The sequence below is a fragment of the Roseateles sp. GW821-FHT02E12 genome, assembly GCF_059421665.1.
Window position 1 is genome coordinate 651,003 of sequence record NZ_JBWKVK010000005.1, and the last position, 12,467, is coordinate 663,469.

Below are 12,467 nucleotides of genomic sequence, written 5' to 3' on the forward strand. Positions count from 1 at the left end.
TTACCATCCCGGCCCCATGCCGTACGCCTTTTTCAAAGCCTCATGACCCTGCCGTTTGAACTCCAGGTCGGCTGGCGCTACACGCGCGCCGGCCGCGGCGGGCGGCGCAACCGCTTCATCAGCTTCATCTCGGGCGTGTCCATCCTGGGCATCGCGCTGGGTGTGGCAGCGCTGATCATCGTGCTGTCGGTGATGAACGGCTTCCAGAAGGAAGTGCGCGACCGCATGCTCAACGTCATCGCCCACGTCGAGCTGTTGAACTACTCGGGCCAGGCGCTGCCCGACTGGCAGGCCACGGCGGCCAAGGCAAAAGAGAACCCCGAGGTCATCGGCGCGGCGCCCTTCATCGCCAGCCAGGGCCTGATCGCCCGCGGCGAGGACATGCGCGGCGCCATCTTGCGCGGCATCTCGCCGGCGGAAGAAGCCAGCGTGACGGCCCTGGGCGCCCAGCTCAAGGACGGCGCGTTTGCCAAGCTGCAGCCCGGCGCCTGGAACATCGTGCTGGGCGCGGAGCTGGCCCGCCAGCTGGGCGTGCGCGAGGGCGACAAGATCACCATCGTGGCGCCAGGCGGCCAGGTCACGCCGGCCGGCGTCGTGCCGCGGCTGAAGAGCTTCAACGTTGTCGGCACCTTCAGCGCCGGCCACTACGAATACGACTCGGGCCTGGCGATGATCCACGTCGACGATGCGGCCAAGCTCTTCCGCACCGAGGGCCCGACGGGCGTGCAGCTCAAGCTGCGCGACGTGCACGACGCCCGCCGCGTGGCGGCCGAGCTGTCGCGGGCCATGGGGCCGGACATCCTCGTGCGCGACTGGACGCGCGCCAACGCGAACTGGTTCGACGCCGTGCAGATCGAGAAGCGGCTGATGAGCATCATCCTGACGCTGATCGTCGCTGTGGCGGCCTTCAACCTCGTGTCCACGCTGGTGATGACGGTGACCGACAAGCAGAGCGACATCGCCATCCTGCGCACGCTCGGCGCCAGCCCGCGCTCCATCATGGGCGTGTTCATCGTGCAGGGTGCCGTGGCCGGTGTCATCGGCACGCTGTCGGGCGTGGGCCTGGGGCTGCTGGTGGCCTGCAACATCGACTTCATCGTGCCCGCCATCGAGCGCCTGCTCAACGTCAGCTTCCTGCCGGGCAGCATTTACGTCATCAGCCAGATGCCCAGCGACCCACAGCGGGGCGACATCGTGCCGATTGCGCTGGTGTCCCTGCTTCTCTCCTTCCTCGCCACGCTCTACCCGAGCTGGCGCGCCAGCCGCGTGCAACCGGCGGAGGCGCTGCGCTATGAATGAACAAATCCTCCAGGCCACGGGCCTGACCCGTCGCTTCAGCGAAGGCGGCCTGGATGTGACCGTCCTCAAGGGCGTGGACCTCCACGTCGCACGCGGCGAGACGCTGGCCATCGTGGGCGCGTCGGGCTCGGGCAAGAGCACGCTGCTGCACCTGCTCGGCGGGCTGGACTCGCCGACCTCCGGCAACGTCACGCTGATGGGCCGCCCGCTCGCCGACATGGACGAGGCCGAGCGCGGCCGCTGGCGCAACCAGCACCTGGGCTTCGTCTACCAGTTCCATCACCTGCTGCCCGAGTTCAGCGCGCTGGACAACGTGGCCATGCCGCTGCGCATCCGCCGCCAGCCGCCGGCCGAAGCACGCGCCGTGGCCGCCGAGATGCTGGCCCGCGTCGGGCTCAAAGATCGCGTGGAGCACCGCCCGTCCGAGCTGTCGGGCGGTGAGCGCCAGCGCGTGGCCATTGCGCGCGCCCTCGTCACGCGGCCGGCCTGCGTGCTGGCCGACGAGCCCACCGGCAACCTGGACCGCGACACCGCCGCGGCCGTTTTCGAGCTGATGCTGGAGCGCGCCCGCGAGTCCGGCACGGCCTTCGTCCTCGTAACCCACGACCGCGATCTGGCGGCGCGCTGCGACCGGCAGCTGCGCCTGGTTGCGGGGCAATTTCAAGCATCATGAATCCGCGTTTCGTCCTCAAGCTCTCCTGCCCCGACCGCGCCGGCATCGTGCACGCCGTCACCGGTGTGCTGCTGCAGCAGGGCGGCAACATCATCACGTCGCACCAGCATGGCGACGCGGACCATGCCCGCTTCTTCATGCGCATCGAGTTCGAGGCCAACACTGAGGAAGCTGCGCTGCAGGCCGCGTTTGCGCCGCTGGCCGCGCAGTTCGACATGGACTGGGAGCTGGTGGCCCGCGCCCGCAAGACGCGCGTGCTGCTGCTGGTGTCCAAGCTGGGCCACTGCCTGAACGACCTGCTGTTCCGCGTGCAGACCGGGCACTTGAACGTGGAGATCCCGGCCATCGTTTCCAACCACCGCGACTTCTACCAACTCGCGGCGTCGCACAACATTCCCTTCCACCACTTCCCGCTGCTCGGCGCCACCGATGCGCAGAAGCAGGCGCAGGAAGCCAAGATCCGCGAGGTGGTGGCCGACAATCAGATTGATCTGGTGGTGCTGGCGCGCTACATGCAGATCCTGTCGCCCGAGCTGTGCCGAGATCTGTCGGGCAAGGCCATCAACATCCACCACAGCTTCCTGCCCAGCTTCAAGGGCGCCAAGCCCTATCACCAGGCCTACGAGCGTGGTGTGAAGCTCATCGGCGCCACGGCCCACTACGTGACCAGCGACCTGGACGAGGGCCCGATCATTGAGCAGGAAGTGGCGCGCATCGACCACAGCATGCCGCCCGAGCAACTCGTCGGCATCGGCCGCGACATGGAGTGTGTGGCGCTGGCGCGGGCCATCCAGTGGCATGCGGAGCACCGGGTGCTGCTGAATGGCAACCGCACGGTGGTGTTCCGGTAATCGACATGCGAATCCGCCGCGCGTCACTTGCGTTGATTCTTGTGGCTGCTGCGGCTGGATTTGGGTTCAAGGCGTGGGCTTGGCTTCAGCAAGATCGCTGTCTGGATGCCGGCGGTCGATGGCTTGACGCGCAGCGCACCTGTGAGTTCTGAGCATGTGGATAGACACCCACTGCCACCTCGACGCGGCCGAGTTCGACGCCGACCGTGAGGCCGTCGTCACGCGCGCCAGGGCCGCGGGCATCAGGCAGATCGTCATCCCGGCCGTTGCTGCGGCCAACCTCGACACCGTGCGGCTGCTGGCCATCGAGCACGACTTTGCCTACGCGCTGGGCATCCATCCGCTGTGTGTGATGCGGGCGGCCGACGGTGATCTGGCCAAGCTGGCAGAAGCGCTGGACACGCACCACATCGACCCTCGCCTCGTCGCCGTCGGCGAGATCGGCCTGGACTTCTTCGTGCCGGGCCTCGACGCTGCCACGCAGCAGCACTTCTACGTGGAGCAGCTCAAGCTCGCCAAGCGCGCCGGCCTGCCCGTGCTGCTGCACGTGCGCCGCAGCGCGGATCAGTTGCTCGCCGGCCTGCGCCGCGTTGGCTTCAAGCACGGTGGCATCGCGCATGCCTTCAATGGCAGCGAGCAGCAGGCGCAGGCTTTCATCGATCTGGGCTTCAAGCTCGGCTTCGGCGGCACGCTGACTTTCGAGCGTTCGCTGCAGATCCGCCGCATTGCGGCCAGCGTGCCGGAGACGGCGCTGGTCATGGAGACGGACGCGCCCGACATCCCGCCGCAGTGGCTCTACAAGACGGCCGAAGAGCGAGAGGCCAGCCCGGGCCAGGCACGCAACGAGTCCTCGGAGCTGCCACGCATTGCCCAGAGCCTGGCCGAACTGCGCGGCTGGACGCTGGAGCAGACGGCGGCGGTCACGAGCGCCAACGCGCGCGCTGCGTTGCCGCGGCTGCGCTGATCAGGCGTTGCCGAAGTTCAGCGACAGCTCCACGCGGTCGCCCACGCGAAGGTCACCCACACCGTTGCCGCGTGCGTAGATGCCGAACTGCACCGGCGCGCCGGGGGCCCGCTCGGCGCTGAGCTGGGTCAGGGCCTCGAGCGTGAGCGGCTGGGGTTGGCCGGTCGCCGGGTCGACCGTGGGCACCACGCAGCGCACGCAGACCGTCGTGCGGCTCAGGGTCAACGCGCCGATGCGGGCCTCGGTCAGGATGTCCTCGATGAAGGGCGGCAATTCGCCGCCGTCATCGGCGCGCAGCAGCAGGTTGGGCCGGGCCCGCTTGGCCGGGCTGCTCAGCGGCTGAGCCATCGCGTCGCTCCAGGCGCGCAGCGAGCCGTCGCCGACGATGTGCAGCGCGTTCAGGATCGGTCGGCGCTGGGCCTCCAGGCTCAGGCGCACCAGGCGCAGGCGTTCGCCCGTTGTTGCGCGCAGCAGGGCAGCAGCGTCGTCGCCGGCGTCCCAGGCCTGCAGGGCGTCGAAGTCCTGGCGCTCGCCATTCCAGCCCCGCACGCCAACCTCGCTGCCGGCGTCTGCCGCCACCTGCTGCACCCGGCCCTCGGCTGCCAGCTCCAGGCCACCGGCCAGCAGGCGCGCGCTGACCAAGGCCAGGCGCGGGTGGGCGCCCATCCAGGTCAGCTCGCCGGTCGCGTCGACGACGCCCCAGCCGCGGTCGCCTTCGGGCCAGCCGTCGGCGTCGAGCCGCAGTGTGTCGACGGCTTCGCCGGCGCAGGACTTGACCGGGTAGCGCCAGAGCCCGGCGACGCGGGCGATCAGATCAGCCATGGTGTTCCCGGCGTCAACGGTTGCGCGGCGAGATGGGCGTTTCAGGCACCGGATAGCCGGCCGCGCCGAAGGTCGCGACGACGGCCTTGTGGGTGTCGAAGTAGACCTGCCAGTAATGGTCGGTGTGGCAGTAGGGCCTGACGCAGAGCAGCGGGCCTTCGGGCGTGAACTGCAGGATCTCGATGTCGGGCGCCGGCTTGGCCAGCACGTTCGGGATGGCGGCGATGGCTGGGCGCAGCCGTGCGATGGCGTCCAGCGGGTCCACGCTGTTGTCGACCTTGGCCGTGCAATCCACGCGCCGGTGGGGCAGGGCGGAGAAATTCTGGATGGCGCTGCTGAACACCGTGTTGTTGCCGACAAGGGTGTGCACGTTGTCCGGCGTGTTGATCGTCGTGCCGAACAGGCCGATCTCGGTCACGGTGCCGGTCACGCCGCCGGCCTGCACGAAGTCGCCGACCTTGAACGGCCGCAGCACTTGCATGAAGACACCCGCCGCGAAATGGGTCAGCAATCCGCCCCAGGCGGTGCCGATGGCCAGGCCGGCGCCCGCCAGCAAGGCGGCGAACGAGGTGGTCTTGACGCCGAAGATGTCCAGGATGGCCAGGATCAGCACCAGGTTCAGCAGCACGCCGAGGATGGAGCGCAGATAGGTGGCCAGCGTCGAGTCGATGCGCTTGCCGCGCTCCAGCGCCGCCGAGAAGACGCGCAGCGCGATTGAAATGAGCCACCGGCCGACGACCCAGGCGGCGATGGCCGCGAGAATCTTCAAGCCGAAATCCGCACCCTGGGTGCTGAGGAACAGCCAGATGGCTTCCGTATTCATCATGTCGAATCACTCCCTGTGAAAACGCCCCCATCGTCGCAGCGGGCTGCGGCGGGCATCAACCCCTCAAACCCCGATTCCGCACGGCTCGTCGGGCTGGCGCCGGTGTTTGACGCGCAGGCCCGGCTGCTCGTGCTCGGCAGTTTTCCTGGCGCGGCCTCGCTGCAGGCAGCGCAGTATTACGCCCATCCGCGCAATGCGTTCTGGCCGGTCATGGCGGCGCTGGTGGGCGAGGCTGACCTCGCAGCCCGGCCTTACGGCGAGCGGTTGCAGGCCCTGCGCCGCCATCGCGTCGCGCTGTGGGATGCCGTGGCGACATGCCAGCGTGAGGGCAGCCTGGATACGGCCATCGAAGCGGCTGAGCCCAGTGATCTGCTCGAACTCGTCGCCCGGCTGCCGCAGCTGCGGGCCGTTGCCTGCAATGGCGCGCTGGCGCACAGGCAGACGCTGCTGGCGCTGGGGAACGTGGCGCTGCCCGTGCTGCGCCTGCCGTCCACCAGCCCGGCTCATGCGGGCTTGAGCCTGGCCGACAAGATCGCCGCCTGGCGTGCCGGGCTGGCACCGTACTTGGCCTAGGATTCATTCATGAGAAGAATGTTGCTGACTGCCGCGCTGGCGGTCTGGGCGAGTTGGGCCACGGCGGCGCCCGCCATTTCCGCCGACCTGATCCTGCGGGATGCCACCGTCGTCGACGTGGCTGCCGGCCGTCTCGTGCGTGGCCAGGCGGTCGTTACCCGTGGCGACCGCATCCTCGCCGTCGTCGACGTGAAGCAGCTTGGCCAGTACAGGGCTAAGAAAACGTTGAGCCTGAAGGGTCGTTACCTGATCCCCGGCCTGTGGGACAGCCATGTCCACTTCGGCGGCGGCGAGGGGCTGATCGACGAGAACCGCGAGTTGCTGCCGCTCTACCTGGCGCACGGCATCACGGCGGTGCGGGACTGCGCCGGCGACCTCAGCAGCACGGTTCTGCAGTGGCGCGACGACATCGCCGCCAAGAAGCTGCTCGGGCCGACGATCTTTGCGTCCGGTGCCAAGCTGGAGGGCTACAAGCCGTTGTGGAAGGGGACGCAGGAGGTTGGCACGCCTGAGGAAGTGACGCAGGCGCTGGACAAGCTGCGCAACGATCACGCCGACTTCGTCAAGATCACCGAGAACACGATGCGGGCCGACGTCTACCTGGATGCGCTGCGCCAAGCCAAGGCGCGCGGCCTGCCGAGCTCGGCCCATCTGCACGGCCAGGTCACGCTGGATCAAGCCAGCGAGGCTGGCCTGGGCACGCTGGAGCACATGAACTACCTGCTGCGCGCCGCGACGCCGCGTGAGGCGGAGTTGACGGCCCAGGTCGTGGCCGGCGCCATCACCGCGCGCTCGGCTGCCGAGCAGAGCCTGGCGAGCTACGACGAGGCGACGGCCCGCGCCGCCTTCAAGCGCCTGGCTGCGCGGGGCACGGCCGTGGTGCCGACGCTGTCGGTCATTCGCATCACCGCCTACTTGGACCAGGACGATCACGCGGGTGACGACTACCTGAAGTACATCGGCCCCAAGCTGCGCCAGACCTACGACTGGCGCGTCAAGCGCGCCGCGCTGGACGGACCGGACGCGATTGCCTACCGCCACGCCAGCTACGAAAAGACGGCCCGCTTGCTGCCGCTGCTGGCGGAGGCGGGTGTCGAGATCGTTGCCGGCACGGATGCCGGCTTCCTGAACAGCTTCGACTATCCCGGCCAGGCCTTGCATGACGAGATGGCTGTCTATGTGCGCTCGGGCCTCACGCCCGCCCAGGCACTGCGTTCGGCCGTGGTTGCCGGGCCGCGCTTCCTGGGCAAGCTGAATCGGTATGGCGCGCTGGCCGAAGGCAAGGTGGCCGACATCGTCGTGCTGAAAGCCAACCCGCTGGAAGACATCGCCGCAACGCGACAGATCGATGCGGTCGTCACGCAAGGGCGCCTGCTGGACCGCAAGCGGCTCGACGCGATGCTGGCCGACGTGCGCGACTGGGTGGCCAAGCAATGAAGGCCAAGCAGACGTGGGGCCCGGCGACGCTGAGCGAGTTCGACGGCGTGCGCTTCCTGCACCTGGATTCGATCTGGGTGCAGGGCGCAATGCGCATCAGGAAGCCTGACCAGTTGGAGCTGGAATACATCCAGCGCATGTGCGCCTGGATGCTGTGGCGCGACCCGGCCTCGCTCGGCGAAGGCCATGCGGCGCAGCTGGGCCTGGGCGCTGCGGCGCTGACGCGCTTCTGCCAAGGCCAGCTGAAGATGCGCACGACGGCCGTGGAGATCAACCCCGAGGTCATCGCGGCGTGCCGGCATTGGTTCCGCCTGCCGGGCAACGATGCGCGGCTCAACGTCATCAACGCCGATGCCGCGGCCTGGGTCAACGATGACACCAACCTGCAGACGGTCGACGTGCTCAATGTCGACCTCTACGACCACGACGCCGCATCGCCGGTGCTGGACGACGAGGCCTTCTACGCTGCCTGCCGCAGCGTGCTGGCCGACGGTGGGCTGATGACGGTCAACCTCTTCGGCCGCAGCGCCAGCTTCGCGCGCAGCGCGCTGCGCATCGCCAAAGCCTTCGGGTCCGACCAGGTCTGGAGCCTGGCGCCCACCAAGGAGGGCAACACCATCGTGGTTGCCGTGCGCGGTGTGCAGGTGCCGCATCGTGACATCCTGGAGCAACGCGCGGCTAATATCGAATCGCGCTTCAAGCTGCCGGCCCGTAAATGGCTCAGGCTTGTCAGGCCGCTGCCGATGAGCATCCTCAACGCACTCTGAAATCCGCCTCGATGACGACCAAGCCCAAGCCCTTGGCTCCCGCCCCCAAGTCCGACGGCCGCCTGGAGTGGCGACAGCTGTTGCACTGGCTGCTGGAGGACGGTCTCATCGACGAGCCTCAGGTGCAGCGCACCGAGCAGCGCTTTGCGGCCGGTGATAGCGCGCTGCATCCGCTGGTGCGGCTGGGCCATGCCAGCCTGGTGCGGCTGTCGACCGGCAAGCCGCTGGATGTGGACGCACTGTCTGAATGGCTGGCGATTCGCGTCAAGCTGCCTTATCTGCGCATCGACCCGCTGAAGGTGGACGTGGGCCGTGTGGGCGACGTGATGTCCATCGGCTATGCCGAGGCCAAGCGTTGCCTGCCGGTGCAGTTCGGCCTCAACGACGTGACGATCGCGACCTCCGAGCCGTTCGACACGAGCTGGGTGGCGCAGATCGAGTCGCATGTGCGCAAGCCCATCAAGCTGGTGGTCGCCAACCCGCTGGACATCGCGCGCTACACGACCGAGTTTTTCACGCTGGCGCGCTCGGTGCGCGCCGCGGCCAAGGCCGGCGAGCAGAGCCAGGTGGCGAGCTTCGAGCAGCTCGTCGAGCTGGGCAGGACGAACAAGCAGCTGGATGCCAACGACCAGGGCGTGGTGCAGGTCGTCGACTGGTTGTGGCAATACGCCTTCGACCAGCGCGCAAGCGACATCCACCTGGAGCCGCGCCGCGAGATGGGCGTCATCCGCTTTCGCATCGACGGTGTGCTGCACACGGTCTACCAGCTGCCGCCCACGGTGATGGCGGCGATGACCTCGCGCATCAAGCTGCTGGGCCGCATGGACGTGGTCGAGAAGCGCCGCCCGCTGGACGGCCGCATCAAGACCCGCAACCCCGCGGGTGACGAAGTTGAAATGCGCCTGTCGACGCTGCCCACGGCCTTCGGCGAGAAGATGGTCATGCGCATCTTCGACCCCGACACGGCGGTCAAGGACCTGTCGTCGCTGGGCTTTGGCCAGCACGATTCGGACCGTTGGGAGCAACTGGTCAAGCAGCCCCACGGCATCATCCTCGTGACCGGCCCGACCGGCAGCGGCAAGACGACGACGCTGTACTCGACCCTCAAGCGGCTGGCGACCGACGAGGTCAACGTGACGACGATTGAAGACCCGATCGAGATGATCGAGCCGGCCTTCAACCAGACCCAGGTGCAGAACCAGCTCGACTTCGGTTTCGCCGAAGGCCTGCGCGCGCTGATGCGGCAGGACCCGGACATCATCATGGTGGGCGAGATCCGCGACCTCGAGACGGCCGAGATGGCCATTCAGGCCGCGCTGACGGGCCACCTCGTCTTCAGCACGCTGCACACCAACGATTCGGTATCGGCCATCACGCGGTTGCTGGATCTGGGCGTGCCGAGCTATCTGCTCAGCGCAACCATCATCGGCGTGCTGGCCCAGCGGCTGGTGCGCACGCTGTGCCCGCATTGCAAGCAGCCTGACCCGCTCGTCACGCGCGAGAGCCTGAACGAACTGGTGCGCCACTGGCGCCTGGGTGGCGGTGTGAAGCCCTACAAGCCTGTGGGGTGCCTGGAGTGCCGCAACACGGGCTTCCGCGGCCGTGCTGGCCTTTATGAGCTGCTGACCGTGACCGAAGGCGTCAAGGGCGCGCTGGGCGATCTGACGGCGTTGCGCCGCCAGGCCATGCAGGAGGGCCTGCGCCCGCTGCGACTGGCGGGTGCGATGAAAGTGGCTGAGGGCGTGACGACAGTGGAGGAAGTGCTGCGCAGCACACCGGCCTGGGAAGGCTGAGCCTCGGTTGTCTTACGTGTAATCCACAGTCGGGAAGCGATGGCCCGACTGCCAGAATCGCCGCCAATAGAGCGAGCCCTGCGGCTCGCCGGAGGCGACAAGCGATGAAGATCAAAAGCCAGCGGGACTTCTTGTCCGGGCTGATGTTCCTGGTGGTGGGCGTGGCGTTCGCGTGGGGCGCGACCGAATACTCCTTCGGAACATCTGCCCGGCCCGGTCCAGGGTATTTCCCGTTCGGGCTCGGTGTACTGCTCGCCATCCTTGGCGGCCTGGTGCTGTTCAAGGCGCTCACATTGGAATCTGAGGGTGGCGATGCCATTGGCGCCATCGCCTGGCGACCGCTGATCGTCATCGTCCTGGCGGTGGCGGTTTTCGGCATTGCCTTGCCGCGCCTGGGCCTGGCTTGCACGCTGCCCATCCTCATCACGATGTCGGCTTTTGCCAGCGACGAATTTCGCTGGCGCGATGTGCTGCTCAGCAGTGTCGTGTTGACAGTGGGCAGTTGGGCCTTGTTCATACTGGGCCTGAAGCTGACCATTCCGCTCTGGCCCATCTACATCACTGGCTGAGGGCGCGACATGGACCTGCTGAACAACCTCGGTATCGGGTTCCAGACGGCGCTAACGCTGCAGAACCTGATGTATTGCTTTTTCGGGACGGTGCTGGGCACGCTGATCGGTGTGCTGCCGGGCCTGGGGCCGGTCGCGACCATCGCGATGCTGCTGCCGTCTATCTACACGCTCGATGCGACGCCGGCCCTCATCATGCTGGCCGGTATCTATTACGGCGCGCAGTACGGCGGCTCGACGACGGCCATCCTGATCAATGTGCCGGGCGAATCGAGTTCGGTGGTGACCGCCATCGATGGCTATCAAATGGCCCGTCGTGGCCGCGCTGGCGCGGCGCTTGCGGCTGCTGGCCTGGGCAGCTTCTTCGCCGGCTGTGTCGGCACCATCATCATTGCGGCTTTCGCGCCGCCGCTGACTGAGCTGGCCTTCAAGTTCGGTTCTGCAGAGTACTTCTCGCTGATGGTGCTGGGTCTGGTGGGCGCTGTCGTGCTGGCATCTGGCTCTCTGGTCAAAGCCATCTCGATGATCGTGCTCGGCCTGCTGCTTGGCCAGATCAACACGGACGTCATCACCGGCACGGCGCGCTTTTCCTTTGACGTTCCCGAGCTGACCGACGGCATCGGCTTCGTGGTCATCGCGATGGGCGTATTCGGTTTCGGCGAGATCATCGCCAACCTTGGTCAGCCTGAAGAACACCGCGAGGTCTTCACGAAGGAGGTCAAGGGGCTATGGCCGACGCGTGAGGACTTCATGGATGCCTGGCCCTCTGTGCTGCGAGGCACCGCCCTGGGCTCGGTGCTCGGTGTGCTGCCAGGTGGCGGCGCCTTGCTGGCCTCGTTTGCGTCCTACACGCTGGAGAAGAAGGTCGTTCGCAATCCGCGAGTGCCCTTCGGCAAGGGCGCGATCCAGGGTGTCGCTGGTCCCGAGAGCGCGAACAACGCCGGTGCGCAGACTTCATTCATCCCGATGCTGACGTTGGGCATCCCTCCCAATGCTGTGATGGCACTGATGGTTGGCGCGATGACCATCAAGGGCATCCAGCCCGGCCCGCAGGTCATGACCAGCAACCCGGAGCTGTTCTGGGGCCTGATTGCATCGATGTGGATCGGCAATTTGATGCTGATCGTGCTGAACCTGCCGCTGATCGGTATCTGGATCAAGTTGCTGACGGTGCCCTACCGGTTCCTGTTCCCGGCCATCGTCGTCTTTTGCTGCATCGGCACCTACTCGCTGAACAACAACAGCTTCGACGTCTATCTGACGGCAGGTTTCGCGCTGCTGGGCTATGTTTTCTACAAGCTCAGTTGCGAGCCGGCTCCGCTGCTGCTCGGTTTCATCCTTGGCCCCATGATGGAAGAGAACCTGCGCCGGGCACTGCTGCTGGCGCGGGGGGACTGGAGTACGTTCCTGACGCGCCCCCTGTCCGCCGGCCTGTTGATTGCAGCTGCGCTGATGATCGTTGTTGTGATGCTGCCGTCGATCAAGAGCAAGCGGGAAGAGGCGTTCCAGGAAGAAAGCTGATGGGCTGTGCGCCGCTGAGCGCACGGCTGTTCGGTAATGCCACCTTTCTAGGGTGCCTGGAGCGCAATCGTGTCTGCGCCTAGATTGAGGCGCCTGCTGCCAGCCCCCGGCCAGTCATTGCCAGGCAGTGGTGGAACTGCAGCGGCGCACTGAGAGCGTTGAGCGCGCTGAGCGGCATCTAGCGCCCGTCATCTATATAGGCTGTGGTGATCCTCTTGGGAGACTGAGGCGGCTGCGCTGAAGCCTGGCGCAGTGCGCCCTCGACATCAAATCGCCGAACTTCTTGCGCTGCTGCAAATTCCTGTGCTACAGTCGTGGGCTTCGCTGCTGACAAAGCGCGGCGCTGACCGGAGACGGTAAGTGCGGCGGGTT

The 12,467-nt window shown here is 67.0% G+C and carries 12 protein-coding genes; 10 read left to right on the forward strand and 2 right to left on the reverse strand.

The window, feature by feature from the left end:
• The first annotated feature begins 42 nt into the window (after window positions 1-42).
• The 4 genes from AC07V5_RS30280 to AC07V5_RS30295 all read left to right on the forward strand — a co-directional run bounded on the left by AC07V5_RS30280 (window position 43) and on the right by AC07V5_RS30295 (window position 3,787).
• Window positions 43-1,299, forward strand: coding sequence for a lipoprotein-releasing ABC transporter permease subunit (locus AC07V5_RS30280; protein ID WP_495119327.1), 1,257 nt, complete (start codon window positions 43-45; stop codon window positions 1,297-1,299).
• Window positions 1,292-1,972: a lipoprotein-releasing ABC transporter ATP-binding protein LolD gene (gene lolD / locus AC07V5_RS30285; RefSeq protein WP_495119328.1), complete on the forward strand. Its 681-nt coding sequence runs from the start codon at window positions 1,292-1,294 to the stop codon at window positions 1,970-1,972. The genes AC07V5_RS30280 and lolD overlap by 8 nt, the downstream gene beginning before the upstream one ends.
• Window positions 1,969-2,823, forward strand: coding sequence for a formyltetrahydrofolate deformylase (purU, locus tag AC07V5_RS30290; RefSeq protein ID WP_495119329.1), 855 nt, complete (start codon window positions 1,969-1,971; stop codon window positions 2,821-2,823). The genes lolD and purU overlap by 4 nt, the downstream gene beginning before the upstream one ends.
• Before the next feature lie 154 nt (window positions 2,824-2,977).
• On the forward strand, window positions 2,978-3,787 hold the full coding sequence (locus tag AC07V5_RS30295) for a TatD family hydrolase (RefSeq protein WP_495119330.1): 810 nt from the start codon (window positions 2,978-2,980) through the stop codon (window positions 3,785-3,787).
• On the opposite strand, the gene AC07V5_RS30300 is transcribed toward AC07V5_RS30295, so the two are convergent.
• Both AC07V5_RS30300 and AC07V5_RS30305 read right to left on the reverse strand, forming a co-directional pair.
• Window positions 3,788-4,609 carry an MOSC domain-containing protein gene (locus AC07V5_RS30300; protein WP_495119331.1) on the reverse strand — a complete coding sequence of 274 codons (822 nt, stop codon included), beginning with the start codon at window positions 4,607-4,609 and terminating at the stop codon, window positions 3,788-3,790.
• Window positions 4,610-4,622: 13 nt separating this feature from the next.
• Window positions 4,623-5,432, reverse strand: coding sequence for a mechanosensitive ion channel family protein (locus tag AC07V5_RS30305; RefSeq protein WP_495119361.1), 810 nt, complete (start codon window positions 5,430-5,432; stop codon window positions 4,623-4,625).
• A gap of 18 nt (window positions 5,433-5,450) precedes the next feature.
• Between AC07V5_RS30305 and AC07V5_RS30310 the strand changes: the two genes are divergently transcribed.
• The 6 genes from AC07V5_RS30310 (at window position 5,451) to AC07V5_RS30335 (ending at window position 12,095) form a co-directional block, all read left to right on the forward strand.
• Window positions 5,451-6,008 (forward strand): DNA-deoxyinosine glycosylase, encoded by a 558-nt coding sequence (locus AC07V5_RS30310; RefSeq protein WP_495119332.1) that lies wholly within the window; start codon window positions 5,451-5,453, stop codon window positions 6,006-6,008.
• Window positions 6,009-6,017: 9 nt separating this feature from the next.
• A complete protein-coding gene (locus tag AC07V5_RS30315) occupies window positions 6,018-7,445 on the forward strand; it encodes an amidohydrolase family protein (RefSeq protein WP_495119333.1) in 1,428 nt (475 codons plus the stop codon).
• Entirely contained in the window at window positions 7,442-8,212 is a 771-nt protein-coding gene (locus tag AC07V5_RS30320; RefSeq protein ID WP_495119334.1) for a spermine/spermidine synthase domain-containing protein, read from the forward strand. Before AC07V5_RS30315 ends, AC07V5_RS30320 begins: the two co-directional genes overlap by 4 nt.
• A gap of 11 nt (window positions 8,213-8,223) precedes the next feature.
• Window positions 8,224-10,005, forward strand: a complete 1,782-nt coding sequence (gene tfpB / locus AC07V5_RS30325; RefSeq protein WP_495119335.1) for a type IV pilus assembly ATPase TfpB — start codon at window positions 8,224-8,226, stop codon at window positions 10,003-10,005.
• 104 nt (window positions 10,006-10,109) lie between these two features.
• A complete protein-coding gene (locus tag AC07V5_RS30330) occupies window positions 10,110-10,574 on the forward strand; it encodes a tripartite tricarboxylate transporter TctB family protein (protein WP_495119336.1) in 465 nt (154 codons plus the stop codon).
• Window positions 10,575-10,583: 9 nt separating this feature from the next.
• A complete protein-coding gene (locus tag AC07V5_RS30335; RefSeq protein ID WP_495119338.1) occupies window positions 10,584-12,095 on the forward strand; it encodes a tripartite tricarboxylate transporter permease in 1,512 nt (503 codons plus the stop codon).
• Window positions 12,096-12,467: the final 372 nt, after the last annotated feature.

Excerpts from the sequence above, each read along its gene's own strand:
- AC07V5_RS30295 (WP_495119330.1), top strand. The coding sequence starts at position 2,978 with ATGTGGATAGACACCCACTGCCACCTCGACGCGGCCGAGTTCGACGCC.
- AC07V5_RS30330 (WP_495119336.1), top strand. The coding sequence starts at position 10,110 with ATGAAGATCAAAAGCCAGCGGGACTTCTTGTCCGGGCTGATGTTCCTG.
- AC07V5_RS30305 (WP_495119361.1), bottom strand. The coding sequence starts at position 5,432 with ATGAATACGGAAGCCATCTGGCTGTTCCTCAGCACCCAGGGTGCGGAT.
- AC07V5_RS30280 (WP_495119327.1), top strand. The coding sequence starts at position 43 with ATGACCCTGCCGTTTGAACTCCAGGTCGGCTGGCGCTACACGCGCGCC.
- AC07V5_RS30315 (WP_495119333.1), top strand. The coding sequence starts at position 6,018 with ATGAGAAGAATGTTGCTGACTGCCGCGCTGGCGGTCTGGGCGAGTTGG.
- AC07V5_RS30300 (WP_495119331.1), bottom strand. The coding sequence starts at position 4,609 with ATGGCTGATCTGATCGCCCGCGTCGCCGGGCTCTGGCGCTACCCGGTC.
- AC07V5_RS30335 (WP_495119338.1), top strand. The coding sequence starts at position 10,584 with ATGGACCTGCTGAACAACCTCGGTATCGGGTTCCAGACGGCGCTAACG.
- purU (WP_495119329.1), top strand. The coding sequence starts at position 1,969 with ATGAATCCGCGTTTCGTCCTCAAGCTCTCCTGCCCCGACCGCGCCGGC.
- lolD (WP_495119328.1), top strand. The coding sequence starts at position 1,292 with ATGAATGAACAAATCCTCCAGGCCACGGGCCTGACCCGTCGCTTCAGC.
- AC07V5_RS30320 (WP_495119334.1), top strand. The coding sequence starts at position 7,442 with ATGAAGGCCAAGCAGACGTGGGGCCCGGCGACGCTGAGCGAGTTCGAC.
- tfpB (WP_495119335.1), top strand. The coding sequence starts at position 8,224 with ATGACGACCAAGCCCAAGCCCTTGGCTCCCGCCCCCAAGTCCGACGGC.